Origin of the sequence: Streptomyces sp. NPDC005774, from assembly GCF_042871645.1 — a bacterium.
GTDB lineage: Bacteria > Actinomycetota > Actinomycetes > Streptomycetales > Streptomycetaceae > Streptomyces > Streptomyces pratens.
Genome location: NZ_JBIAIV010000001.1, coordinates 25,652 through 48,525 on the forward strand (window position 1 = coordinate 25,652; position 22,874 = coordinate 48,525).

23 protein-coding genes and 4 pseudogenes are annotated in these 22,874 nt (G+C 70.9%); 18 read left to right on the plus strand and 9 right to left on the minus strand.

The genetic code is table 11. The features are described from left to right. Positions 1 to 16: 16 nt before the first annotated feature. Both ACFYQA_RS00125 and ACFYQA_RS00130 read left to right on the plus strand, forming a co-directional pair. Positions 17 to 145, plus strand: a pseudogene (locus tag ACFYQA_RS00125) (FAD-dependent oxidoreductase); the annotation flags it as partial. 268 nt (positions 146 to 413) lie between these two features. Further along, entirely contained in the window at positions 414 to 1,361 is a 948-nt protein-coding gene (locus ACFYQA_RS00130; protein WP_388910241.1) for an arsenic resistance protein, read from the plus strand. Between the two features lie 5 nt (positions 1,362 to 1,366). Here the strand turns inward: ACFYQA_RS00130 and ACFYQA_RS00135 are convergent, their stop codons facing one another. The 3 genes and pseudogenes from ACFYQA_RS00135 to ACFYQA_RS00145 all read right to left on the minus strand — a co-directional run. Next, positions 1,367 to 1,870, minus strand: coding sequence for a GNAT family N-acetyltransferase (locus tag ACFYQA_RS00135; protein ID WP_388909348.1), 504 nt, complete (start codon positions 1,868 to 1,870; stop codon positions 1,367 to 1,369). Positions 1,871 to 1,889: 19 nt separating this feature from the next. Further along, positions 1,890 to 2,261, minus strand: coding sequence for an ArsR/SmtB family transcription factor (locus tag ACFYQA_RS00140; protein ID WP_388910244.1), 372 nt, complete (start codon positions 2,259 to 2,261; stop codon positions 1,890 to 1,892). Positions 2,262 to 2,465: 204 nt separating this feature from the next. Further along, positions 2,466 to 2,786: pseudogene (locus ACFYQA_RS00145) on the minus strand (NAD(P)-binding protein); the annotation flags it as partial. On the opposite strand from ACFYQA_RS00145, the gene ACFYQA_RS00150 reads away from it, so the two are divergent. Both ACFYQA_RS00150 and ACFYQA_RS00155 read left to right on the plus strand, forming a co-directional pair. After that, positions 2,692 to 4,095 carry an NAD(P)-binding domain-containing protein gene (locus ACFYQA_RS00150; RefSeq protein ID WP_388909351.1) on the plus strand — a complete coding sequence of 468 codons (1,404 nt, stop codon included), beginning with the start codon at positions 2,692 to 2,694 and terminating at the stop codon, positions 4,093 to 4,095. The pseudogene ACFYQA_RS00145 and the gene ACFYQA_RS00150 overlap by 95 nt on opposite strands. Next, a pseudogene (locus tag ACFYQA_RS00155) lies at positions 4,092 to 4,555 on the plus strand (MFS transporter); the annotation flags it as partial. The gene ACFYQA_RS00150 and the pseudogene ACFYQA_RS00155, both read left to right, overlap by 4 nt. A 135-nt stretch (positions 4,556 to 4,690) precedes the next feature. On the opposite strand, the gene ACFYQA_RS00160 reads toward ACFYQA_RS00155, so the two are convergent. Further along, positions 4,691 to 5,305: a hypothetical protein gene (locus ACFYQA_RS00160; RefSeq protein WP_386406021.1), complete on the minus strand. Its 615-nt coding sequence runs from the start codon at positions 5,303 to 5,305 to the stop codon at positions 4,691 to 4,693. Positions 5,306 to 5,810: 505 nt separating this feature from the next. On the opposite strand from ACFYQA_RS00160, the gene hemL reads away from it, so the two are divergent. From hemL to ccsB, 7 genes are all read left to right on the plus strand, one after another. Further along, positions 5,811 to 7,127, plus strand: a complete 1,317-nt coding sequence (gene hemL, locus ACFYQA_RS00165; protein WP_386406052.1) for a glutamate-1-semialdehyde 2,1-aminomutase — start codon at positions 5,811 to 5,813, stop codon at positions 7,125 to 7,127. Positions 7,128 to 7,135: 8 nt separating this feature from the next. Next, positions 7,136 to 7,867 carry a histidine phosphatase family protein gene (locus tag ACFYQA_RS00170; protein ID WP_388910247.1) on the plus strand — a complete coding sequence of 244 codons (732 nt, stop codon included), beginning with the start codon at positions 7,136 to 7,138 and terminating at the stop codon, positions 7,865 to 7,867. Between the two features lie 171 nt (positions 7,868 to 8,038). Next, positions 8,039 to 9,379: a hypothetical protein gene (locus ACFYQA_RS00175; protein WP_388909354.1), complete on the plus strand. Its 1,341-nt coding sequence runs from the start codon at positions 8,039 to 8,041 to the stop codon at positions 9,377 to 9,379. A 66-nt stretch (positions 9,380 to 9,445) separates the two neighbouring features. Beyond that, a complete protein-coding gene (locus tag ACFYQA_RS00180; RefSeq protein ID WP_388909357.1) occupies positions 9,446 to 10,126 on the plus strand; it encodes a TlpA family protein disulfide reductase in 681 nt (226 codons plus the stop codon). A gap of 1 nt (position 10,127) precedes the next feature. Next, on the plus strand, positions 10,128 to 10,943 hold the full coding sequence (locus tag ACFYQA_RS00185) for a cytochrome c biogenesis CcdA family protein (protein WP_388909360.1): 816 nt from the start codon (positions 10,128 to 10,130) through the stop codon (positions 10,941 to 10,943). Between the two features lie 5 nt (positions 10,944 to 10,948). Further along, the gene (locus ACFYQA_RS00190; RefSeq protein WP_388909363.1) at positions 10,949 to 12,769 is read left to right on the plus strand and encodes a cytochrome c biogenesis protein ResB; all 1,821 of its coding nucleotides are present in this window, start codon (positions 10,949 to 10,951) and stop codon (positions 12,767 to 12,769) included. Next, positions 12,766 to 13,914: a c-type cytochrome biogenesis protein CcsB gene (gene ccsB / locus ACFYQA_RS00195; protein ID WP_388909366.1), complete on the plus strand. Its 1,149-nt coding sequence runs from the start codon at positions 12,766 to 12,768 to the stop codon at positions 13,912 to 13,914. The genes ACFYQA_RS00190 and ccsB overlap by 4 nt, the downstream gene beginning before the upstream one ends. Positions 13,915 to 13,976: 62 nt before the next feature. Here ccsB and ACFYQA_RS00200 read toward each other — a convergent pair whose 3' ends face one another. Together ACFYQA_RS00200 and ACFYQA_RS00205 are read right to left on the minus strand one after the other, a co-directional pair. Beyond that, positions 13,977 to 14,435, minus strand: coding sequence for a nucleoside deaminase (locus ACFYQA_RS00200; RefSeq protein WP_388909369.1), 459 nt, complete (start codon positions 14,433 to 14,435; stop codon positions 13,977 to 13,979). A gap of 65 nt (positions 14,436 to 14,500) precedes the next feature. Continuing rightward, on the minus strand, positions 14,501 to 15,253 hold the full coding sequence (locus ACFYQA_RS00205) for a TioE family transcriptional regulator (RefSeq protein WP_388909372.1): 753 nt from the start codon (positions 15,251 to 15,253) through the stop codon (positions 14,501 to 14,503). An 85-nt stretch (positions 15,254 to 15,338) separates the two neighbouring features. On the opposite strand from ACFYQA_RS00205, the pseudogene ACFYQA_RS00210 reads away from it, so the two are divergent. Next, positions 15,339 to 15,659, plus strand: a pseudogene (locus ACFYQA_RS00210) (hypothetical protein); the annotation flags it as partial. 34 nt (positions 15,660 to 15,693) lie between these two features. Here ACFYQA_RS00210 and ACFYQA_RS00215 read toward each other — a convergent pair. Beyond that, positions 15,694 to 16,065 (minus strand): PLD nuclease N-terminal domain-containing protein, encoded by a 372-nt coding sequence (locus ACFYQA_RS00215; protein ID WP_388909375.1) that lies wholly within the window; start codon positions 16,063 to 16,065, stop codon positions 15,694 to 15,696. Positions 16,066 to 16,158: 93 nt separating this feature from the next. Here ACFYQA_RS00215 and ACFYQA_RS00220 point away from each other — a divergent pair, with 93 nt between their 5' ends. Genes ACFYQA_RS00220 through mqnP form a run of 3 tightly spaced genes read left to right on the plus strand, consistent with a single transcriptional unit; the run spans position 16,159 to position 19,054 of the window. Continuing rightward, complete coding sequence (locus tag ACFYQA_RS00220) at positions 16,159 to 17,610, plus strand: menaquinone biosynthesis decarboxylase (RefSeq protein WP_388909377.1); 1,452 nt, start codon at positions 16,159 to 16,161, stop codon at positions 17,608 to 17,610. Beyond that, positions 17,607 to 18,134 (plus strand): hypothetical protein, encoded by a 528-nt coding sequence (locus ACFYQA_RS00225; RefSeq protein WP_388909380.1) that lies wholly within the window; start codon positions 17,607 to 17,609, stop codon positions 18,132 to 18,134. Before ACFYQA_RS00220 ends, ACFYQA_RS00225 begins: the two co-directional genes overlap by 4 nt. Beyond that, positions 18,131 to 19,054, plus strand: coding sequence for a menaquinone biosynthesis prenyltransferase MqnP (mqnP, locus tag ACFYQA_RS00230; protein ID WP_388909383.1), 924 nt, complete (start codon positions 18,131 to 18,133; stop codon positions 19,052 to 19,054). The genes ACFYQA_RS00225 and mqnP overlap by 4 nt, the downstream gene beginning before the upstream one ends. A 226-nt stretch (positions 19,055 to 19,280) precedes the next feature. Here mqnP and ACFYQA_RS00235 read toward each other — a convergent pair whose 3' ends face one another. Together ACFYQA_RS00235 and ACFYQA_RS00240 are read right to left on the minus strand one after the other, a co-directional pair. Then, a complete protein-coding gene (locus tag ACFYQA_RS00235; protein ID WP_388909386.1) occupies positions 19,281 to 19,457 on the minus strand; it encodes a hypothetical protein in 177 nt (58 codons plus the stop codon). A 95-nt stretch (positions 19,458 to 19,552) separates the two neighbouring features. Further along, complete coding sequence (locus ACFYQA_RS00240; RefSeq protein ID WP_388910250.1) at positions 19,553 to 20,098, minus strand: rhomboid family intramembrane serine protease; 546 nt, start codon at positions 20,096 to 20,098, stop codon at positions 19,553 to 19,555. A gap of 197 nt (positions 20,099 to 20,295) precedes the next feature. Between ACFYQA_RS00240 and ACFYQA_RS00245 the strand changes: the two genes are divergently transcribed. The 3 genes from ACFYQA_RS00245 (at position 20,296) to mqnE (ending at position 22,839) form a co-directional block, all read left to right on the plus strand. Continuing rightward, complete coding sequence (locus tag ACFYQA_RS00245) at positions 20,296 to 20,988, plus strand: UbiX family flavin prenyltransferase (protein WP_388909389.1); 693 nt, start codon at positions 20,296 to 20,298, stop codon at positions 20,986 to 20,988. Positions 20,989 to 21,118: 130 nt separating this feature from the next. Beyond that, entirely contained in the window at positions 21,119 to 21,577 is a 459-nt protein-coding gene (locus tag ACFYQA_RS00250; protein WP_326757122.1) for an Lrp/AsnC family transcriptional regulator, read from the plus strand. A 98-nt stretch (positions 21,578 to 21,675) separates the two neighbouring features. Further along, positions 21,676 to 22,839, plus strand: coding sequence for an aminofutalosine synthase MqnE (gene mqnE / locus ACFYQA_RS00255; RefSeq protein WP_386403184.1), 1,164 nt, complete (start codon positions 21,676 to 21,678; stop codon positions 22,837 to 22,839). The last annotated feature ends 35 nt before the right edge of the window (positions 22,840 to 22,874 follow it).

A 22,874-nucleotide genomic window follows, 5' to 3' on the forward strand; every position in this document is an offset into this window, starting at 1 on the left:
CCGCACAGCTGGGTTCATGGCACAGCACACGGACGTGGTGGTGGTCGGCGGCGGCCAGGCAGGGCTCGCCGCCGGCTACCACCTGCGTCGCCAGGGCATCGACTGCACCATCCTCCACGCCGATCCCGCGCCGGGCGGGGCCTGGCTGCCCGCCCTGGCCATCGCTCTGGCCGCCCTCGCGGCCGGCACCTGGTGGGCCGGCCGGCGCCGCCGATCCTGCTCCTGCACCACCAGCGCCAGCGCCGGCGGTCCGGGCTGCGGTTGTGTGAAGGCGTCCGCCCCCGCGACGGCCCGGTCGTCGTCGGACGCATAGGGTCGATGTGCCCGAGTCGGCCGGGCCGGTGGGACGGAAGAGGGATCGTGTGGGGAAGGCGGTAGTGGCACAGCAGCAGGACGAGGGCCTGGTGGCGGCGATGGAGCGGCGCCAGGTCGCCGTCTACCTCGGGGCGATCGCCGCAGGAGGTGCGGTCGGCCTGACCGCCCCGTCGGCCGGGCCGGGCCTGGAGCACGCCATCAACCCCGTGCTCGCCGCCCTGCTGTATGTCACCTTCCTCCAGGTCCCGGCCGCCGAGCTGCTGCGCTCCCTGCGCGCGGGCCGCTTCCTGGCCGCCGCCCTGGTGGTGAACTTCGTGGTGGTGCCGGCCGTCGTCGCCATCCTGTTCGCGTTCCTCCCCGGCGACCAGGCGGTGCGGATCGGGGTGCTGCTGGTGCTGCTCGCGCCGTGCGTGGACTACGTGATCGTCTTCAGCGGTCTGGCAGGCGGCAGCAGCCAGCGGCTCCTGGCCGCGACCCCGCTGCTGCTGCTCGCGCAGATGCTGCTCCTGCCACCGCTGCTGTGGCTGTTCATGGGCCCGGACCTCGGCGAGGTCGTGGAGGCCGGGCCGTTCCTTGAGGCGTTCGTCTTCCTGATCGTGATCCCGCTCGCGCTGGCCTGGCTCACCCAGGGCTGGGCCGCCCGCCGCCCCGGCGGACAGAAGACCTCGGATGTCGCGTCGGCGGCCATGGTGCCGTTGATGGCCGCAACGCTGTTCACGGTCGTCGCCTCCCAGGTGCCCGAGCTCGGCGGCAGCCTCGGCGACGTGGCCGCGGTGGTGCCCGTCTACGCCGCATTCCTTGCCGTGATGGCCTTCGCGGGGCTCGCCGTCACCCGCCTCTTCCGCCTCGACGCCCCCGACAGCCGGGCGATCGTCTTCACCGGAGCCACCCGCAACTCCCTGGTCGTCCTCCCGCTCACCCTGGCCCTGCCGGACGAACTGGCCGTGGCCGCCGTGGTCGTGGTCACCCAGACCCTGGTCGAAGTCGTCGGGATGGTCATCTACGTCCGAGCGGTCCCCCGCCTCGTTCCGGCCGCCATCCGCTGACCGGCTCAGTCCACCAGCGGGCTGCGGCGCTCCAGCAGGACGACATCCCGCCAGACGCCGAAGCGGCGGCCGATCCGCTCGCGGGTGCCGATGACGCGGAACCCGGCCCGCTCGTGCAGGGCGAGGCTGGCGGCGTTCTCCGGGAAGATCCCGGACTGGATCGTCCAGATCCCGGCCGCCTCGGTCGAGTCGATGAGCGCCTTCAGCAGCGCGCCCGCGACACCGCGGCCCCGGGCGCCGGGGTGGACGTAGACGGAATGCTCGACCACACCCGCGTACGCGCAGCGGTCCGAGACGGCGCTCGCCGCGACCCAGCCCAGCACCACCCCGGTCTCATCCAGTGCGACAAAGCGATGCTCGGGCAACTTCGCGGCATCGAACACCGCCCAGGACGGCGCGGTGGTCTCGAAGGTGGCGTTCCCCTCGTCGATCCCCGCCTGGTAGATCGCCAGGACCTGCTTGGCGTGCTCCACCACCAGCGGGACCACCACAGCGCTACTGCTCACCATCCCCCGTCCGCCTCCGTGGTCAGGCCGCGGCCGGAGAAGCCAGCAGCTTGCCCATTGCTGCGAGCACGGACGGCTCGACGCGGTAGTACACCCAGGTGCCGCGCCGCTCGGAGGTGAGCAGCCCGGCCTCGCGCAGCTTCTTCAGGTGGTGGGAGACGGTCGGCTGGGAGACGCCCACGTCGGAGATGTCGCACACGCACGCCTCGCCGTCCTCGTGCGAGGCGACCGCGGAGAACAGCCGCAGCCGCACCGGGTCGCCGAGCGCCTTGAACATCCGCGCCGCCGTCTCGGCCTCCTGGGCCGTCATGGGGCGCTCGGTCAGCGGCGGGCAGCACGGCGCCACGCCCTGGCCGTCGGTTTCGAGCAGCGGCAACACCTTCGCATTCGACATGCATCTATGTTGACATACGTCGAACCAGGTGGGTGAGGGCCACCCTCGCCGAAGGTGGGCGGCGTAGGCGGTCAGGTAGGCGACGACCTCGTCCCGGTGCGGGTAGCGGTCCGGATCGCCGCCGGGGAACGGCATGCCGGGCAGGGAGGCGTACCGGGCCGGGGAGAACAGTGTGAGGCTGTCGTAGTGCCGCGGCCAGGATCCGGCCGCCCGGTCGGACGCCTCCAGCATCACCGGCCGCAGGCCCTGCCGCAGCAGGGCGTGGGCGGCGGCGAGGCCGGACTGGCCGCCGCCGATCACCGCGACGTCGACGTGCTCCATGAGTAAACCCCGTGGTTTCGATGAATGTCTATGTTGATGTCTATCGATACAGGTGTCATGCTGGGCCGCGCAAGCCATCGACAAATATCGAAACACGCAAGGGGTCGCCGTGACCGCGCCCGCCACCACCGACCTGCCCGTCGTCGTGATCGGAGCCGGACCCGCCGGTCTGGCCGCCGCCGCCCACCTCACCGGCCGCGGCATCGAACCCCTGGTCCTGGAAGCCGGCCGGGCCGCCGGCGCGGCGGTGCGCGAGTGGTCGCACGTCAGGCTGTTCTCCACCTGGGGCGAAGTGGTCGACCCGGCCGCCGAGAAGCTCCTTGCCCCCACCGGCTGGACGCGGCCCGACCCGGCGACCTACCCCTCCGGCGGCGACTGGGCCGAGCAGTACCTCCAGCCCCTGGCCGACGTCCTCGGCGACAAGGTCCGCACCGGCGCCCGGGTCACCGGCGTCTCCCGCGCGGGCCGGGACCGGATCGTCGACGCCGACCGCGACACGCAGCCCTTCGTCGTCCACGTCGCCCACGCCGACGGCCGCGAGGAGCGCTTGTCCGCCCGCGCCGTCATCGACGCCTCCGGCACCTGGCCCACCCCCAGCCCGGCCGGCGGCAGCGGCCTGCCCGCCCTCGGCGAGCGCGCGGCCACCGACCGCGTCACTTACCGCGTCCCGGACCTGAAGGACCCGGCCGTCCGCGCCCGGTACGCGGGCAGGCGCACCGCCGTCATCGGCTCCGGCGCCTCTGCCTTCACCGCGCTCGCCTACCTCGCCGACCTCGCCGAATCCGACGACGGCGCAGGGACGAAGGCGGTGTGGATCCTGCGCCGGGGCATCTCCGGCTCCACCTTCGGCGGCGGCACCGCCGACCAGCTGCCCGCCCGCGGAGCCCTGGGTCTGGCGGCCAAGGCCGCCGTCGACGACGGCCATGCCGACGCCGTCACGGGCTTCCGCACCGAGGCGATCGAACGCGACGGCGACGGACGTCTGGTACTGGTCGCCGAGGACGGGCGCCGCCTCGACGCCGTGGACCAGGTGATCGTGCTGACCGGATTCCGCCCCGACCTGTCCCTCCTCTCCGAGGTCCGCCTGGGCCTCGACGAACGTCTCCAGGCACCGGTGGAGCTCGCCCCGCTGATCGACCCCAACCAGCACTCCTGCGGCACCGTCTACCCCCACGGCCACCGCGAGCTCTCCCACCCCGAACAAGGGGTCTACCTGGTCGGCATGAAGTCCTACGGCCGCGCCCCGACCTTCCTCGCCATGACCGGCTACGAGCAGGTCCGCTCCATCGTCGCGGCGATCGCAGGCGACCTGGAGTCCGCCGACCGCGTTGAGCTCACCCTCCCCGAGACCGGAGTCTGCGGCGGCGCGGGCCTGTTCGACGCCCCCGACGCCGAACAGGCCGGTGGTGGCTGCTGCGCCGCGCCCGAGCCTCAGCTCGTCCAGCTCGGCGCGCCCCCGGCAGCAGGCGCGGCTGCCGACGAGGCTCCGGCGGGCGGCTGCTGCGGCTCGTGACCGACCTCAACACCCGTGACAGTGGGGCTGCGACCGGAGCAGGGGACCGGTCGCGGCCCCGCGCCGCCCTACCCGCCCTCTGCCTGACGCAGATCGTGAGCTGGGGCATCGTCTACTACGCCTTCCCGGTCCTCAACCCACAGATCACACAGGCGACCAACTGGTCAGCCGGAGCGACCACCGCGGCGTTTTCGCTCGGTCTCGTTGTCTCCGCGCTCGCTGGAATCCGCGTCGGGCGCATCCTCGACCGGCATGGCCCGCGCGCCGTCATCTCGCAGCCGCCTTCACACTGTCGGCGTTCACGATGTACGCCGTCGTCGTCGCCCTCGTCCCGCTTCTCCTGGAACGCGGCTACACCACCAACCAGGCGGCCTGGGCCCTCGGACTCGGCGGGGCCGGACAAACCCTCGGCCGCACCTTGTACGCCGCTCTGGCCCGTCGCACCGCCGTGGCGGCCCGCCCGCCGCCCAGGGCGCATCAGCACCCCCAGCAAAACCAATGTGCCCTCAATGTGCCCTGACCGCCTGACTGCCCCTCCCGGCACATGACGAGGGCGGGACCCGAAAGCCCCGCCCGAACTCCGTGAAACCCCAGGTCAGGGCCAGACCAGGCAGTACGGCTGGTGCCCCGCCTCGTGGAGGCGGTGCGAGAAGTCCTGCCACTCGTGGAGCAGTTGGTAGACGTTGAACGCGTCGCTGGGGCCGCCGCGGTCGGGGACCGTGGACCAGATGAAGGCGGCCGCGCCCACCGCCTCCTCGCCTATGTCGCGGAGGGGGTCGACGGCCGTCATCGGGAGCTTCACGACCGCGTAGTCGGGGTGCAGGACGACCAGTTCCAGCGGCGGCACCTTGTGCAGGGGGACACCTTCTATGCCGGTGAGGACCATGGCGGCCATCGTCTCCGGCTTGATCTTGGTGAACATGCCGCCCATGCCGAGCTCGTCGCCGCCGAGCTCCTCGGGGCGCATCGAGATCGGGACGCGGGCGGCGGTGGCGCCGTCCGGCGCGCCGAAGTACTTGTAGGTCACCCCCACTCGCCCACCATTCCTGCTCCCCGCGCTCGACGGGTCGATCGACTCGGCCTCGCCCGGAGCACCGTGTGCCCGACGGGCCGCGTCCGCCTCTTCCGCCTCGCGCCGGTGCCTACCCCGCCGGGAACGTCGAGGACCGAGGTCGTCAGTCCCCTCGCCCAGTCCGCCACCGCGATGCATATCTCCACCCGACTGCTTTTCTAGGCCGCGTGGCCCCGCCGCGCAACCCGATCATCGTGTCAGTGACCTCCCCCACGGCCGCCCGCCGAAACGTGCGGTGCTGCATCTGCCCGCGGGTCCCTCTCAGTGCCCGGCCGCCCCGGATCGGGTGAGCTGTGTGCACTCCCACGCCAGTTTCGCAGATCACGGGCGAATCGGGACCGGATGCCCTTGTGGGGGGCCGAATACCCGCGTCCGTGAACGGCCGCGCGGGGCGACCGTGCGAAACAGGTGTACGAAATGGCCGTACGAAGGGGTGGTACGGGCAGGTGGGGCCGGATTACTCACCCGGCTCCCACACGGCTCCCACCCGGCCCCGCGGAGGGCTTCGGGCGGGGCCGCCGGCCCCGCCCCGAGCCCCGGAAGGGGCCGGGCCTCCGGCCCTCCGCACGCGCCTGGCCTACCCTGAACAGGTCACTCGCAGCCCGAGTCCGAGATGTCGGAGATGCCGGAGAAGTCGCAGGTCATGAGCGAACTGCCCTACCCGTACGAAGCCCAAGCCTCGCAGGCGCTGTTCGATCGCGCCGCGGCCGTCACTCCCGGTGGCGTGAACTCGCCGGTGCGTGCCTTCCGGGCCGTCGGCGGCACGCCCCGGTTCATGGTGTCCGGCACCGGCCCGTACCTCACCGACGCCGACGGGCGGGAGTACGTCGACCTCGTCTGCTCCTGGGGCCCGATGATCCTCGGGCACGCGCACCCCGAGGTGATCGCCGCCGTGCAGGACGCCGTCGCGCGCGGTACCTCCTTCGGGACGCCCGGTGAGGGCGAGGTCACGCTCGCCGAGGAGATGGTCGCCCGGATCGAGCCGCTGGAGCAGGTCCGGCTGGTGTCCAGCGGCACCGAGGCCACCATGTCGGCCATCCGGCTCGCCCGCGGCTTCACGCGGCGCGCCAAGGTGATCAAGTTCGCCGGGTGCTACCACGGCCACGTCGACGCACTGCTCGCCGCCGCCGGGTCGGGTGTCGCCACCTTCGCGCTGCCGGACACCCCCGGGGTCACCGGCGCCCAGGCCGGCGACACGATCGTCCTGCCCTACAACGACCTCGACGCCGTACGCGCCGCCTTCGCCGCGCACCCCGGTGAGATCGCCTGCGTGATCACCGAGGCGTCCCCGGGCAACATGGGCGTCGTACCGCCGCTGCCCGGGTTCAACCAGGGGCTCAAGGACGCCTGCGCCGCGAACGGCGCGCTGTACATCTCCGACGAGGTCATGACCGGGTTCCGTACCAGCCGCGCCGGATGGTTCGGCGTCGACGGCGTACGGCCCGACCTCATGACCTTCGGCAAGGTGATGGGCGGCGGCTTCCCGGCCGCGGCCTTCGGCGGGCGGGCCGACGTCATGGCCCACCTCGCCCCCGCCGGGCCCGTCTACCAGGCGGGCACCCTCTCCGGGAACCCCGTCGCCACCGCCGCCGGGCTCGCCCAGCTGCGGCTGCTCGACGACGCCGCCTACGACAAGGTCGACGCCGTATCGGAGCGGATCCGCTCCCTCGTCACCGAGGCACTCACCAAGGAGGGCGTCGCGCACACGCTGCAGAACGCCTCCAACATGTTCTCCGTCTTCTTCACCGACCGGCCGGTGAAGAACTACGAGGACGCCAAGACGCAGGAGTCGTTCCGCTACACCGCTTTCTTCCACACCCTCCTCGAGAACGGCGTCTACCTGCCGCCCTCGTCCTTCGAGTCCTGGTTCGTGTCCACCGCGCACGACGACCGGGCCGTCCAGCGGATCGCCGACGCCCTCCCCGCGGCGGCCCGAGCGGCAGCGGAGGCGACGGCATGAGCGACGGCATGGACAAGAACACGGGCAGCAGCACGGGTACGGGAGGCACGGGGAACGGGGACCTCACCGTCGTCCACCTCATGCGGCACGGCGAGGTCCACAACCCGGAGGGTGTCCTCTACGGCCGGCTCCCCGGCTACCAGCTCTCCGAGCTGGGCCGGCGGATGGCCGACCGGGTCGGCGAGCACCTCGCCTCCCGCGATGTCGTCCACGTCGGCGCCTCCTCGCTGGAGCGGGCTCAGGAGACGGCCCAGCCCATCGCCAAGGCCCACGGCCTGGACATCGCCACCGACGACCGGCTCCTCGAAGCCGAGAACGTCTTCCAGGGCAAGACCTTCGGCGTCGGCGACGGCGCGCTGCGCCGGCCCGAGAACTGGAAGCACCTCGTCAACCCGTTCAAGCCGTCCTGGGGGGAGCCGTACGTCGAGCAGGTCGTCCGCATGATGGGCGCGCTCGACGCGGCGAAGGACGCGGCGCGCGGTCACGAGGCGGTGCTGGTCAGCCATCAGCTGCCGATCTGGATCGTGCGGTCCTACGTCGAGAAGCGGCGCCTGTGGCACGACCCGCGCAAGCGGCAGTGCACCCTCGCCTCGCTGACCACCTTCACCTACCTGGGCGACAAAATCGTTTCCGTCGGCTACAGCGAGCCGGCCCGCGACCTCGTCCCCGCCCATCTCCTCGCCGGCGCCAAGCCGGTGAAGGGCAAGGGCGCCCCCCAGGGCAAGGCCTTCGGGGCGTAGCCGCCGGCGCGGCCCACCCGGGTGGGCCCGTCCGCCCGCGCGGCCCGCGCCGGCGGCCCGGCACGCTCTCGTGACGTTCGTTGCCGAACCTTCGCACGGGGTGGGGAACTTTTGTTCCCGTCGCGTCCTCTGAAGGAGTGAATACCGGAGGACGTGACGATCGGGGATGTCATGCGTGCGCTCACCCGCAGGGGAATGCTCGGACTCGGCGCAGGGGCCGCCGCTGCCGTCTCGCTGGCCGGCTGCGGCGGCGACAGGGGCTCGGGAGGCTCGGGGGGAACGGGGGGAACGGGCGGTTCCAAGGGCGGCGAACGCCCGGGGAAGTCCGAGCCGACGAAGACCGCCCGGCCGATCGGCGACGGCTCCACCGCCTTCACCGGTAAGCAGCCCCACCAGCCCTCCCGGCCGGTGCCGCTGGAGCCGGGTCAGGCCCCGCCGCAGTTCGTCGTCTTCTCCTGGGACGGGGCCGGCGAGGTCGGCAACGGGCTCTTCCCGCGCTTCCTGGACCTCGCCAAGGAGCACGACGCGCACATGACGTTCTTCCTCTCCGGTGTCTATCTGCTGCCCGAGTCGAAGAAACGGCTGTACGACCCGCCGAACAACCCACGCGGCGCCTCCGACATCGGCTACCTGACCGACGACCACATCAAGGACACGCTGAAGAACATCCGCCGTTCCTGGCTCGAGGGCCACGAGATCGGCACCCACTTCAACGGCCACTTCTGCGCCGGCTCCGGCAGCGTCGGCAACTGGACGCCGCAGCAGTGGCGCAGCGAGATAGACCAGGCGAAGTCGTTCGTGAAGGAGTGGCGGACCAACTCCGGCTGGACGGACCTGCCGTCGCTGCCGTTCGACTACGACAAGGAACTCGTCGGCGGCCGTGCGCCCTGTCTGCTCGGCCAGGACAACCTGCTGACCACCGCCCGCGACCTTGGCTGGCGCTACGACGCCTCCTCGCCCGGGGGCCTCCAGGTCTGGCCTGCGAAGCACCAGGACATATGGGACCTGCCCCTGCAGCAGATACCGTTCCCCGGACGGTCCTTCGAGGTCCTGTCGATGGACTACAACATCCTCGCCAACCAGTCCGTAAACTCCACCAACGCGCCCGCGAGCAACCACCCCGCCTGGCGGGAACAGGCCACCCAGGCGCTCATATCGGGCTTCAAGCGGGCATACGAGACGAACCGGGCACCCTTCTTCGTCGGCAACCACTTCGAAGAGTGGAACGGCGGCATCTACATGGACGCCGTCGAGGGCGCCATCAAGCACATCGCACGGGAGAAGGAGAAGGGCGGCGACGTCCGCATGGTCTCCTTCCGGCAGTTCACCGACTGGCTGGACGTGCAGAAGCCCGAGGTGCTGGAGCAGTTGCGCACGCTGGGGGTCGGGCAGGAACCGGCCGGTGGCTGGAAGGGTTTCCTGGGCGGCCCCGGTGGTACGGGCGGCTCCGGCGACACCGCGGGGACGGGGGCCGGGACGGGCGCGGGGGCGGGAGCCGTGGGCGGCGCCTGATATGCGGGTTTCCGTCCGTAAGGGGGGTGCCCAAGATCCCCGGAACGGACATGCGAAACTTTTCACATGAGTGCCGCCAGCCGCGCCCCCCAGCGCTCGAACCGCGCCACCGGCGTCCGTGACGCCGGTGTCCGCGCCGCCCGCGTGCGTACCCCGCGCGTCCGCGCCCGCCGCCGTGCCGCCCTGACCGCCGGCGCCGCGGTGGCCGCACTGCTGCTCACCGCGTGCGGTTCCGGCGGAACGTCCGGCGGGGGCGGCAACACCAACTTCGTCACCGGCACCGACGGCATCTCCACCGCCGCCAAGGGCGAGCGCGCCGCCGCGCCCGAACTGTCCGGCAAGACGCTCGAGGGCGAACACCTCGACGTCGCCGACTTCCAGGGCAAGGTCGTCGTCCTCAACATGTGGGGCTCCTGGTGCAACCCGTGCCGCGCGGAGGCCAAGTACTTCGCCAAGGTGTCCGAGGACTACGCCGACCAGGACGTGCAGTTCGTCGGCATCAACACCCGCGACAGCAGCACCGGCTCGGCGCTCGCCTTCGAGAAGGACTTCGGCATCACCTACCCGAGCCTGTACGACCCCACGGGCAAGCTGATGCTCCGCTTCGAGAAGGGCACCCTCAACCCGCAGGCGATCCCCTCCACGCTGATCCTGGACCGGGACGGCGGGATCGCGGCCCGCTCGCTGACCGCGCTCAGCGAGGAACGGCTGCTGAAGATGCTCGAGCCGGTCGTCGCGGAGAAGTGACATGACCGTCCTCACCACGCTCGCGACCGGGGCGGGCGCCCTCTCCGCCGGGACAGGGCACCTCGCCGCCGATCCGGTCTACAACGGCACGGTGCTCAACGGCGCCCTGCTGGTGGCACTGCCCATCGCCCTGCTCGGCGGGCTCGTCTCCTTCTTCTCGCCCTGCGTCCTGCCGCTGGTCCCCGGCTACCTCTCCTACGTCACCGGCGTGTCCGGCACCGACCTGGCCGAGGCCCGGCGCGGCCGGATGGTCGCCGGCGCCTCGCTCTTCGTCCTCGGCTTCACCGTCGTGTTCGTCTCCGGCGGGGCCTTCTTCGGCTACTTCGGGCAGACGCTGCAGGAACAGTCGGGCATCCTCACCAAGGTGCTCGGCGTCCTCATGATCCTCATGGGCGTCTTCTTCATGGGGATGATGCCCTGGCTGACCCAGCGTGAGTTCCGCTTCCACAAACGTCCGGCGGCCGGACTGGCCGGCGCGCCCGTCCTCGGCGCCCTCTTCGGCATCGGCTGGACGCCCTGCATCGGCCCCACCCTCGCCTCCGTACTGACGCTTTCCGCACAGCAGGAGAGCGCCGGACGCGGGGCCGTACTGACCGTCGCGTACTGTCTGGGGCTGGGTCTGCCCTTCGTCCTCGCGGCCGTGGCCTTCCGCAAGGCGCTCGGCGCCTTCGGCTGGGTCAAGCGGCACTACGTCTGGGTCATGCGGATCGGCGGCACGATGATGATCGTGACCGGAGTGCTGCTGCTCACCGGCGTGTGGGACAGCCTCGTGATGGAGATGCAGACCTGGTCCAACGGCTTCACGGTGGGGATCTGACGGCGATGAGCACGACATCCGAAACCGGGCCGGGACACACTCCGGCGGGATCCGAGGGCGACGCGGCCGACATCGCCGCCCGGGAGCAGGACCAGGACCGGGAGCAGGACCAGGATCTGGGCGAGGCCGGCTCCCAGCTGTCCACCGCGCCCAAGGAGGACCTGCCGAACCTGCCCGCCCTGGGCGTCATCGGCTGGGCCCGCTGGTTCTGGCGGCAGCTCACCTCCATGCGGGTCGCGCTGCTGCTGCTCCTGCTGCTGTCGCTCGCCGCGATCCCCGGCTCGCTGATCCCGCAGACCGGTGTCGACGAGACCCGGGTCGCCGACTTCCGCGAGCAGCACGAGTTCCTCGCGCCGGTCTACGACAAGCTCGGCCTGTTCAACGTCTACAGCTCGGTGTGGTTCTCGGCGATCTACATCCTGCTGTTCATCTCCCTCATCGGCTGCATCGCGCCCCGCACCCTGCAGTTCGTGGGCCAGCTGCGCGGGCGCCCGCCGGGCGCCCCCAAGCGCCTGACCCGGCTGCCCGCGTACACCACCTGGCGCACCGAGGCCGACCCCGAACAGGTCCGTGAGGCCGCGCTCGCCCTGCTGCGCAAGCGCCGCTTCCGTGCCCACCTCGCCGGTGACGCCGTCGCCGCCGAGAAGGGCTATCTGCGCGAGGCGGGCAACCTCGCCTTCCACCTCGCCCTGATCGTGATGCTGATCGCCTTCGCCTGGGGCCAGCTGTTCAAGTCCGAGGGCAACAAGCTGATCGTCGAGGGCAACGGCTTCGCCAACACGCTCACGCAGTACGACGACTTCAAGTCCGGCAACCTCTTCGACGTCGCCGACCTGGAACCGTTCAGCTTCGACGTGAAGTCCTTCACCGGCACCTACGAGCGCAGCGGCCCCAACAAGGGAACGCCGCGCACCTACGAGACCGAGCTCGTCCACACCCAGGGCGCGTACGGCGAGGAGAAGACGACCACCGTCAAGGTGAACGAGCCCCTGGTGATCGGCGACTCCAAGGTCTACCTCGTCAGCCACGGCTACGCGCCCGTGATCACCGTCCGCGACGGCGACGGCAAGGTCGTCTTCAAGGACGCCGTGCCCCTGCTGCCGCTCGACTCCAACGTCACCTCCTCCGGTGTGGTCAAGGTCCTCGACGGCTACCGCGACGCCCAGGGCAAGAAGGAACAGCTCGGCTTCAACGCCTTCTTCGTGCCCACCTTCGGTGGTTCGGAGAGCGGCACGATGCTCTCCCAGTTCCCGGCCCTCGACTATCCCGTACTCGCCCTGTCCGCCTACCACGGCGACCTGAAGGCCGACTCCGGCATTCCGCAGAGCGTGTACCAGATGGACAAGACCAAGATGAAGGAGTTCAAGGACTCCGACGGCAAGCTGTTCAAGAAGTTGCTGACGCCCGGTGAGACCATGACCCTCCCGGGAGGGGCGGGCTCGGTCACCTTCGAGAAGGACGTCAGGGAATGGGCGGGCTTCCAGATGGTCCAGGAGCCGGGCGGCGGCTGGGCCCTCGGCGGTGCCCTCGTCGCCATCGCCGGCCTGGCCGGCTCCCTGTTCATCCAGCGGCGCCGGGTGTGGGTGCGCGCGGTCCAGGGCCCCGACGGCGTCACCGTCGTCGAGATGGCCGGGCTCGGCCGCAGCGAGTCCGCCACCGTGCCCGAGGAACTCGGCGACCTCGCCGGAATCCTCTACGACCAGGCCCCGGGCGCCCCGGACCCGGACCCGGACCCGGAGCTTTCCTCCGATCCGCCCGATTCTCCCGAGCCCTCCGAATCCCCCGACCCTCAAGCCGTACCTGCCGAAGGGGCTGAGAAGCCGTGACTCTCGCCGCCGCATCCGATCTGGTCACCGCCACGAGCCTGGCCGCCGCGCAGAACGAGAACCTCGCGGAGATCAGCAACGTCCTGATCTACTCCGCGATGGCGGTCTACACCCTGGCCTTCTTCGCGTACATCGCCGAATGGATCTTCGGCAGCCGCAGCAAGGTCGCCCGCACCGCCGCCGCGCTCACCCCCCGCGGGGAGGCGGCGAAGAAGGCACCCGCCGTCACCGTGAAGCAGGAGGGTGGCACCGCCGTACTGGAGCGGCCGAAGGTCGTCGTACGGGCCGCGGCCGGCGCGCGGGACGTGCCCGACGGGCCGGGAGCACACGGCGGGGACGCACAGGGCGACCTCTTCGGGCGGATCGCCGTCTCCCTGACCGTGCTCGCCTTCCTGGTCGAGTTCGGCGGAGTGCTCACCCGGGCGCTGTCCGTGCAGCGGGCGCCCTGGGGCAACATGTACGAGTTCAACATCACCTTCACCACGACCGCCGTCGGCGTGTACGTCCTGCTGCTGGCGCTGAAGAAGAACGTGCGCTGGCTCGGCCTGTTCCTGACCACGACGGTTCTCCTCGACCTCGGTCTGGCCGTCACCGTCCTGTACACCGAGAGTGACCAGCTGGTCCCCGCGCTCGACTCGTACTGGCTGTACATCCACGTCTCCACCGCGATCCTGTGCGGCGCGGTCTTCTACGTCGGCGCGGTCGGCACGATCCTGTACCTGTTCAAGGACTCCTACGAGAGCAAGCTCGCGCGCGGCGGCGAGCCCGGCAGCTTCGCCACCTCGGTCCTGGAGCGGCTGCCCGCCGCCGCCTCGCTCGACAAGTTCTCCTACCGCGTCAACGCGGCCGTCTTCCCGCTGTGGACGTTCACGATCATCGCGGGCGCCATCTGGGCCGGCGACGCCTGGGGCCGCTACTGGGGCTGGGACCCCAAGGAGACCTGGTCCTTCATCACCTGGGTCGCCTACGCCTGCTACCTGCACGCCCGCGCCACCGCCGGCTGGAAGGGCCGCAAGGCCGCCTACCTGGCCCTGGCCGCCTTCGGCTGCTGGCTGTTCAACTACTACGGCGTGAACATCTTCGTCTCCGGCAAGCACTCCTACGCCGACGTCGGCATGAGCGCCCTCACCGCCATCGGCTTCTGACGAACCGCGTACCGCGAAGGCCGGTTCCCCTGACCTGAGTCACGGGAACCGGCCTTCGCGGTTCAGTCCCCGATGTCCTCGCTCCACAGCTGTGGATGACGCGCGACGAACTCCCGCATCATCGCGGCGCACTCCGGATCGTCCAGCAGCACGATCCGTACGCCGTGCTCGGCCAGCCAGTCGTGCCCGCCGTGGAAGGTGACCGCCTCGCCGATCACCACCCGCGAGATGCCGAACTGCCGGACCAGCCCGGAGCAGTACCAGCACGGTGACAGGGTCGTCACCATCGTCGTCCCGCGGTACGAACGCTGCCGTCCCGCCGCCCGGAAGGCGGCCGTCTCCGCGTGCACCGACGGATCACCGTCCTGCACGCGGCGGTTGCGGCCCCGGCCGAGCAGGGCCCCGTCCGCTCCGTACAACGCGGCGCCGACGGGGACGCCGCCCTCGGCGAGACCGGCGCGGGCCTCCGCGACGGCGGTGGCGAGCCAGGCACGGGCCGTTTCCGCGTCGATCGACTCCATGGCGGCCAGTCTCCCCGAACCCGTGCGGTCCCCCGGCCGGTGACGGGCCGGCCGGGCGACGGAAGTCAATCCCACGCAGGACCCCCGGCGTGGCCCCCGGCAGAACCCCCGGCAGTGACCAGCCCCAGGTAGGCGTGGAGGGCCCCCGCACCCTCCAGCATCGCCCACGTGCGCGCGGTGAGCGCCTCGCCGCGCGCGACGAGGGCCACCCGCAACGCCTCGCTGCTGCCCTCCCGGCGCAGCCCGTCCAGCACCGGGCGGATCCGGTCGAACAGGTAGTGGCTGCTCCGCAGGGTGTGGACGAGCCGGGCGTCGCGGACGTCGGCGGGATCGAACAGGCGGTACCCGGTGCCGTGCTCCCGCCGGGGCGTCAGCAGCCCGGCGGCCTCCCACACCCGCAGCGCCGACGTCCGTACGCCCAGCAGCCCGGCCACCTCCCCGATGCGCAGCGCCGGGCGGGCCGACGCGGCGGGCTCGGCACCGGCCAACGCCCGCAGGGCCTCGTCCGCGGCACGCAGCGACACCCGCTCCTCGTGCAGCGCGGCGTGCGCGGCGTCCACCAGCGCCAGCGCGCCCGGCACGTCCCCGCCGTGCACCCGCCGCATCACCGGCGTCGCGGTCACCGGCCCGTACCCCTTCATCAGCGCCCGGAACGCCAGCAGCGCCTGCCGGTGCACCTCCTCGAACACCCGGTACCCCGACTCGGTCCGCGGAGCGAACGGCAGCACCCCGGACTCCTCGTAGTTCCGGATCTGCTGCGTCGACACCCCGGCCAGCCGCGCCAGGTCGACAGACCGCAACCGCGCCTCACCCCCCACGGCCCACCCCTTCCCCGTACTCACTCGAGTGGATGGACATCACCGCCCGAACCGGATCTTGGGCCCTCACCCTCCTACGCTCAGCACCGTACAAGGGCTGGGCAACCGCCCGGCCGAGCACCTCTGGAGGAATCTGGTGGCCGTGGACCTCTCCTTCTACAAGTCCTCCCTCTCCGAGGAAATCCGGGACGAAGGGCGCGCGCAGGGGATCGAGCAGGGCCTAGAGCAGGGGCACGTGCAGCGGGCGGCCGAAGACGTGCTGCTCGTCCTCGAGCAGCGCGGTCTCGAGGTCACCGACGAGGTGCGCGGGCGGATCACCGGATGCGGTGACGCGGAGCTTCTCCGAGCGTGGCTCGTCCGGGCGGTCGTCGTGTCGGAGGCGGAGGAGATCTTCGAAGGCGAGTGACCCCAGCCCTCATGGATGCAGACCGGCCCGTCCCTCAGTCGGTCTCGGGCTTCTCGTCCCGTTCCTTGCCCTTGTCCTTGCTCGGGTCCGGGTCGGTGGTCTTCTCCCCGGGTCCGTTCTTCTCCTCGCCGAGTGACTTCAGGAAGTCGGGGTTGTCGTCCGGGGCCACCCACTGCTGCCGGCCGCCGCCCCGGCTCCAGGCGCCGCCGCCGCCGGCGCCCACGGGGTGCCGCTTCTTGCCGGCGATGATCCACGAGATCGAACCGACGAGCGGGAACAGCAGCACGAGGATCGCCCACAGCGGCTTGGGCATGTGACGAATGTCCTCGTCCGTCGTGCTGATGCAGTCGATGAACGCGTAGACGCTCAGCGCGAGGGGGATGAGGAACATCAGCACCCGGAGCATGGGCCTCTCCAGAGAAGGGGTCGTCGGGGACGTCGGCTCGGCCACAGCCCCCAGGTACAGGGCAAGGGTAGCCGCTCGGGGATACTTGACCTCATGGCTTACGACGATCTTCGCTCCCTGCTGAGGGCCCTGGACCGCGAGGGCGACCTCAAGCGAGTCAAGACCGAGGTCGACCCGTACCTCGAGGTCGGTGAGATCGTCGACCGGGTGCAGAAGGCCGGCGGTCCCGCGCTGCTCTTCGAGAACGTGCGCGGCTCGAGCATGCCCCTCGCGATGAACGTGTACGGCACCGACCGCCGTCTGCTGAAGGCGCTCGGTCTGAAGTCGTACACCGAGATCAGCGAGAAGATCGGCGGTCTGCTCAAGCCCGAGCTGCCGAACGGCTTCGTGGGCATGCGCGAGGCGTTCGGCAAGCTCGGTTCGATGACCCATGTACCGCCGAAGAAGGTGAAGGACGCCCCGGTGCACGAGGTCGTCCTCCAGGGCGACGACGTGGACCTCGATCAGCTCCCCGCCCTGTTCACCTGGCCCAAGGACGGCGGCTCCTTCTTCAACCTGGGCCTCACTCACACCAAGCACCCCGAGACGGGCATCCGCAACCTCGGCCTGTACCGGCTCCAGCGGCACGACAAGCGCACCATCGGCATGCACTGGCAGATCCACAAGGACAGCCGGAACCACTACCAGGTGGCCGCCCGGCGCGGTGAGCGGCTGCCGGTCGCCATCGCCTTCGGCTGCCCGCCCGCCGTGACGTACGCCTCCACCGCGCCGCTCCCCGGCGACATCGACGAGTACCTCTTCGCCGGGTTCCTGCAGGGCAAGCGGATCGAGATGGTCGACTGCAAGACGGTTCCGCTCCAGGTCCCGGCGCACGCCGAGGTCGTCATCGAGGGCTGGCTGGAGCCGGGCGAGATGCTCCCGGAGGGACCGTTCGGCGACCACACCGGGTTCTACACCCCGCAGGAGCCGTTCCCCGCCCTCACGATCGACTGCGTCACCATGCGCAAGCGGCCGCTGATCCAGTCGATCGTGGTCGGCCGGCCGCCGACGGAGGACGGGCCGCTGGGCCGCGCGACGGAACGCTTCTTCCTGCCCCTCCTCAAGATCATCATCCCGGACATCGTGGACTACCACCTCCCCGAGGCCGGCGGCTTCCACAACTGCGCGATCGTCTCGATCGACAAGAAGTACCCCAAGCACGCGCAGAAGGTGATGCACGCGATCTGGGGCGCCCACATGATGTCGCTGACCAAACTGATCGTGGTCGTCGACTCCGACTGTGACGTCCACGACCTGCACGAAGTCGCCTGGCGGGCCCTCGGCAACACCGACTACGCCCGCGACCTCAGCATCGTCGAAGGCCCGGTCGACCACCTCGACCACTCCTCCTACCAGCAGTTCTGGGGCGGCAAGGCGGGCATCGACGCGACGAAGAAGTGGCCCGAGGAGGGGTACACGCGCGACGGCGGCTGGCCCGACATGGTCGAGTCCGACCCGGACACGGCCGCGCTGGTCGACCGCCGCTGGAAGGAGTACGGACTGTGAGTCCCGTCGCCGTGGGCGGCCCGGCCCTCTTCATCGGCACCGACACCGACTACGTGGCCCTCGTGCGCCCCGAGCTGGACCCGGCCGACCCCGGAGTCCGGCAGGCCGCCGAGCAGGCGGGCGTCACGCCGGAGGAGTTCGCGGGTGCCGGCGACACCTGGGCGGTCCTGATCGAGCACGACGGCGAGGGCGGCGGCTTCGAACTGCCCGGGGTGCGCGACACGGAACCCGCCGACTTCGCCGAGCGGCTGCGCGCCGAGCTGGCCGCCGCGACGGGCGGGCCGTTCACGGTCGACGGCGGCGCGCTGCTGCGGCTGGACGCGCGCCCGGTCGGCACGGCGACGGACGCGGGCGGCACGGGCGGGGGCGCGGAGGCGTACGCCTTCACCGCGCACGTCACCCCGCCCGACGCCGACGATCCGTCCGGCGACGACGCCGGGACACCGCTGACCGTGGAGACGGGTCCGCTGCCCGTCGCCGGCCTCCTGGCCGACCTCGACACGTTCCTCGGGAGCCTCGCATGATGACCACCGCCGACGGGGTCGTGGGCTCGGGCGCGGCACCGCGGCCGGCCGGCCGCGTGAAGCCCTTCCTGCGCCTGGTGATGATCGAGCACTCCGTGTTCGCGCTGCCCTTCGCCTACATCGCCGCACTCACCGCGATGTACGAGTGGGACGAGAACATCCACTGGGGCCGGCTGCTCCTGGTCACGGTCGCCATGGTCGGACTGCGCACCTTCGCGATGGCCGCCAACCGGATCATCGACCGCGAGATCGACGCCCGTAACCCGCGCACCGCCCACCGCGAGCTGGTCACCGGCGCGATGTCGGTCAGGCACGCGTGGACCGGTGCGATCATCGCCCTGGTGGTGTTCCTGGGCGCGGCGGCGCTGCTCAACCCGCTCTGCCTGATCCTCGCGCCGGTCGCGGTGATCCCGATGGTGGTCTATCCGTACGGCAAGCGGTTCACGAACTTCCCGCAGGCCATCCTCGGGCTCGCCCAGGCCATGGGCCCGGTCGGCGGCTGGCTGGCCGTCACCGGTTCCTGGTCCTGGGACGCGGTCGTCCTCGGCCTCGCGGTCGGCATCTGGATCGGCGGCTTCGACCTCATCTACGCCTGCCAGGACGTCGACACCGACCGCGAGGTCGGCGTGAAGTCGGTCCCGGCCCGCTTCGGCATCCCGGCCGCCGTCTGGGGCGCCCGCGCCTGCCACGCCGTGACGACGGCCCTGTTCGTCTGGTACGCGGTGCTCACCGGCGCCGGCGCGTTCTTCTGGCTCGGCCTGGTGATCGTCGCGGCGGCCTTCGTCTACGAGCACACCATCGTCCGCCCGACCGACCTGACCCGTCTGAACAGGGCGTTCTTCAGCGTCAACGGCTTCATCGGCATCGCGCTTTTCGTCTGCGCACTGCTGGACCTTCTGGTGCGCGGGCTGACGGTGTAACGGAAAGCCCGTAAGGAGCACGGCCCGCACCGGAGCGAGGGTCTTGCTGAAAAGCGTGAACAGTCGGCGGACAAGTGTCACTTTCGTGCTCGAATGAGCGGGATGTGGACAGTGGCGGCCGAATCGTTCACGCTTTTCGGGTAGCTGGGTCCCCCGGAGCGAAGAACGACGTTCCCGGCCGCCCCGTGCCGGGAGCTGTCGTGCTCCGGCGTCGGGGCCCCGTGCGTCAGGTGGCTTCTTCCTTTTCCTTGGCGCGGGCGTCCCCGAGGATGGCCGGCGCGTCTGCGGTGACGAAGGAACCCGTGCCCACTTCGGCGTGGACGAGTCCTTCCTTCTTCAGGCCCACGTTCACCTTCCCGGCGGTGGCGGTCACGATGCCGAACTCCTCTACGAGCTGTTGCACCGAGGGGATACGTCCGCAGGCTCCCAGCCGGTCCTGGCCGCCGCAGGGGCCCCGCACCGGTCTGTGCGCGCCTCTCCCCGCACCAGGACTCGGCCTCACGCGGTGAGTGCGCCCCGGCGGGCGGGTCCGCGGCGGAACAGGAAGGCCGATGCCACGCCGGCCAGCAGGCCGATGAGGTGGCCCTGCCAGCTCACGCCGGTCTGACCGGGCGCGATGCCCGCGAGGATCGAGCCGCCCCAGACCGCGCCGACCAGCACGGCGACGACGACGCCCATCGGCCGGCGCTCCACGAAGCCGCTGCACAGCAGGAAGCCGAAGAGGCCGAAGACCAGGCCGGAGGCGCCCGCCGTGTTGGTGTGCGCGGGGGCTATGAGCCACACTCCCAGACCGTCGCAGACGATGATCAGCGCGCACACGGCGGCGAACCGGCGCAGGCCGCCGAGGGCGGCGAGGAAACCGAGCACCAGCAGCGGCACACTGTTCGCCGCGACATGGGCGAAGCCGAAGTGGACGAAGGCGGAGGGGACGACGTCGACCAGTTCCGAGGTCGTGCGCGGCACGACGCCGAAGTCGTCCAGGGCATGACCGGAGGCCGTGTCGGCCACTTCCAGCAGCCACAGCAGCGCCACCCAGGCCACCATCACCACGGCCGCCGTCTTCGCCCGCTCGCGCCCCGACCACCGCGTATCGATGTTGGACACGGCAACCCCCTTGACTCGCTCGTCCGCCCGGGATGGGACCGGTCGTCCGCCGCGGAGGCGGATCGACCGTCCGCCTGGGAGACGGACGGGGCCCCTTGGCCGGTTCCCCTCCCACGATGCCGGATAGGCTCGGTGTCGTGAACCATCTCAAGCCAGGAGAGACGACGCGAACGCCTTGGATCCTGGGGGTGTCCGGTGCTTCCGGCACGCCTTATGCGGCAGCGGTCCTCCGTGCGCTCCTCCAGGCGGGGGAGAGCGTCGACCTCGTCGTCAGCCGTGCCTCGCGGCTCACCCTGCTGGACGAGACCGGCATCTCCTTCCGGGACGCCCACTGGCGCGACGACCTGCGGGAATGGCTGTCCCGTGGAGCGGACGGCAAGCGGGACACCTTCACCGTGGACCTCGACGGCGTACGCCACTGGGGCGCCGGTGACCTCGCCGCGGGCCCCTCCTCCGGCTCGTATCCGAGCAAGGGCATGCTGATCGTGCCCGCCTCCACGGCCTGCGTGGCCGGGGTGGCGCTCGGGTTGTCCAAGGACCTGCTGCAACGGGCGGCGAGCGTGACCCTCAAGGAAGGGCGCACACTGGTCGTGGCCGTACGGGAGACCCCGCTGAACGGCCAGACCCTGCGGCACATGGTCTCCCTCGACGACGCGGGCGCGACCGTGGTGCCCGCCTCGCCGGCCTTCTACGCGGGCGCGACGCACATCCAGGACCTGGTGGACTTCGTCGCCGGCCGCGTACTCGACGCGGCGGGTGTCGAGCACCGGCTGTACCGCCGCTGGAAGGGTGAGCTCGGGGGTGGGGCGTCCCCGTCCCGTACCGCCTGAGCGGCACCCGCACCCCCGATGCGCTCCCCGTGCACCCCAGTACACCCCGGATACACCCCAGTACACCCCGACGTACCACTCACCGATTCTCAATCACGTGCAGACCTCTTCAGCGGAAGGCTTCGATCGCATGGACGCGGTGGACAGGCAGCTCATCCAGGCCCTGAGAGAGAACGGCCGGGCCTCCTACGCCGAGCTGGGGCGCCTCGTCGGCCTGTCGGGGCCCAGCGTCACCGACCGGATCAACCGGCTGGAGACGGCCGGTGTCATCACCGGCTACCGCGCCACCGTGGACGCCGCCTCGCTCGGCCTCGGGGTGACCGCCCTGATCGGCATCTCGCTCTCCGACGCCGCCGACCACGAGGACGTGGCGCAGCGGCTGAAGGACCTGAGCGAGATCGAGGACTGCTGGTTCATCGCCGGCGACGACTCCTTCATGCTCAAGGTGCGGGCGGCCGACGTGGACGGGCTGGAGCGGATCATCCGCCGGCTGTCCGGCACCAAGGGCGTCTCCCGGACCCGTACCACCATCGTGCTCTCCACGAAGTGGGAGAACCGTGTCGGTGAGCTGCCCGAAGAGGTCCAGTAGCCGGGGCGTTACGGTTGGCTGAGCCGGCCGGGACGGTCAGCCGGGCAAGCCGGGCAGGACAGTGGACAGTGCAGGACAGTCAGGAAAGAGGGATCCGCATGGACGTCGGGCTCAAGCGCGAGCTGGAGGAGAAGGTCCGCTCCGGTGAGCGGCTGTCCCGCGAGGACGGCATCGCGCTGTACGAGTCGGACGACCTGGCCTGGCTGGGCGGGCTGGCGCACGAGGTGCGGACGCGGAAGAACGGCGACGTCGTCCACTTCAACGTCAATCGCCACCTCAACATGACGAACGTGTGCACCGCCTCCTGCGCGTACTGCTCCTTCCAGCGCAAGCCGGGGGAGAAGGACGCGTACACGATGCGGATCGAGGAGGCGGTGAAGCTCGCCAAGGCGATGGAGGGGGAGAACCTCACCGAGCTGCACATCGTCAACGGGCTCCACCCCAACCTGCCCTGGCGCTACTACCCGCGCTCCCTGCGCGAGCTGAAGGCCGCACTGCCGAACGTGTCGCTGAAGGCGTTCACCGCCACCGAGATCCACCACTTCGAGACCATCTCCGGGATGTCCGCCTCCGAGATCCTCGACGAACTGATCGACGCCGGGCTCGAGTCCCTCACCGGCGGCGGCGCGGAGATCTTCGACTGGGAGGTCCGCCAGCACATCGTCGACCACCGCACCCACTGGGAGGACTGGTCGCGGATTCACCGGCTGGCGCACGAGAAGGGGCTGAAGACCCCCTGCACCATGCTCTACGGCCACATCGAGGAGCCCCGCCACCGCGTCGACCACGTGCTGCGGCTGCGTGAGCTCCAGGACGAGACCGGCGGTTTCCAGGTCTTCATCCCCCTGCGCTACCAGCACGACTTCGTGGACATGAAGGACGGCAAGATCCGCAACCGCCTCCAGTCCAGGACGCAGATGGCGACCGGCGCCGAGGCGCTGAAGACGTTCGCCGTCTCCCGTCTCCTCTTCGACAACGTCCCGCACGTCAAGGTCTTCTGGGTGATGCACGGCGTCAACACCGCCCAGCTCGCCCTCCAGCACGGTGCGGACGACATGGACGGCTCGGTCGTCGAGTACAAGATCACGCACGACGCGGACGACTTCGGCACGCCGAACAAGCTCACCCGCGACGACCTGCTGGACCTGATCCGTGACGCCGGTTTCCGCCCGGTGGAGCGCAACACGCGGTATGAAATCATCCGCGAGTACGACGCCGCCGACCCCGCCCGCCGCGAGTCCCCGCAGCCGATGCGGGTCTGAGGAAGAATTCCCGTCCCCTGCCGGAGAGTCCCCGT

Excerpts from the sequence above, each read along its gene's own strand:
- ACFYQA_RS00130 (WP_388910241.1), top strand. The coding sequence starts at position 414 with ATGGAGCGGCGCCAGGTCGCCGTCTACCTCGGGGCGATCGCCGCAGGA.
- ACFYQA_RS00135 (WP_388909348.1), bottom strand. The coding sequence starts at position 1,870 with ATGGTGAGCAGTAGCGCTGTGGTGGTCCCGCTGGTGGTGGAGCACGCC.
- ACFYQA_RS00140 (WP_388910244.1), bottom strand. The coding sequence starts at position 2,261 with ATGTCGAATGCGAAGGTGTTGCCGCTGCTCGAAACCGACGGCCAGGGC.
- ACFYQA_RS00160 (WP_386406021.1), bottom strand. The coding sequence starts at position 5,305 with ATGCATCGCGGTGGCGGACTGGGCGAGGGGACTGACGACCTCGGTCCT.
- hemL (WP_386406052.1), top strand. The coding sequence starts at position 5,811 with ATGAGCGAACTGCCCTACCCGTACGAAGCCCAAGCCTCGCAGGCGCTG.
- ACFYQA_RS00170 (WP_388910247.1), top strand. The coding sequence starts at position 7,136 with ATGGACAAGAACACGGGCAGCAGCACGGGTACGGGAGGCACGGGGAAC.
- ACFYQA_RS00175 (WP_388909354.1), top strand. The coding sequence starts at position 8,039 with ATGCGTGCGCTCACCCGCAGGGGAATGCTCGGACTCGGCGCAGGGGCC.
- ACFYQA_RS00180 (WP_388909357.1), top strand. The coding sequence starts at position 9,446 with ATGAGTGCCGCCAGCCGCGCCCCCCAGCGCTCGAACCGCGCCACCGGC.
- ACFYQA_RS00185 (WP_388909360.1), top strand. The coding sequence starts at position 10,128 with ATGACCGTCCTCACCACGCTCGCGACCGGGGCGGGCGCCCTCTCCGCC.
- ACFYQA_RS00190 (WP_388909363.1), top strand. The coding sequence starts at position 10,949 with ATGAGCACGACATCCGAAACCGGGCCGGGACACACTCCGGCGGGATCC.
- ACFYQA_RS00200 (WP_388909369.1), bottom strand. The coding sequence starts at position 14,435 with ATGGAGTCGATCGACGCGGAAACGGCCCGTGCCTGGCTCGCCACCGCC.
- ACFYQA_RS00215 (WP_388909375.1), bottom strand. The coding sequence starts at position 16,065 with ATGCTCCGGGTGCTGATGTTCCTCATCCCCCTCGCGCTGAGCGTCTAC.
- ACFYQA_RS00220 (WP_388909377.1), top strand. The coding sequence starts at position 16,159 with ATGGCTTACGACGATCTTCGCTCCCTGCTGAGGGCCCTGGACCGCGAG.
- mqnP (WP_388909383.1), top strand. The coding sequence starts at position 18,131 with ATGATGACCACCGCCGACGGGGTCGTGGGCTCGGGCGCGGCACCGCGG.
- ACFYQA_RS00240 (WP_388910250.1), bottom strand. The coding sequence starts at position 20,098 with ATGGTGGCCTGGGTGGCGCTGCTGTGGCTGCTGGAAGTGGCCGACACG.
- ACFYQA_RS00250 (WP_326757122.1), top strand. The coding sequence starts at position 21,119 with ATGGACGCGGTGGACAGGCAGCTCATCCAGGCCCTGAGAGAGAACGGC.
- mqnE (WP_386403184.1), top strand. The coding sequence starts at position 21,676 with ATGGACGTCGGGCTCAAGCGCGAGCTGGAGGAGAAGGTCCGCTCCGGT.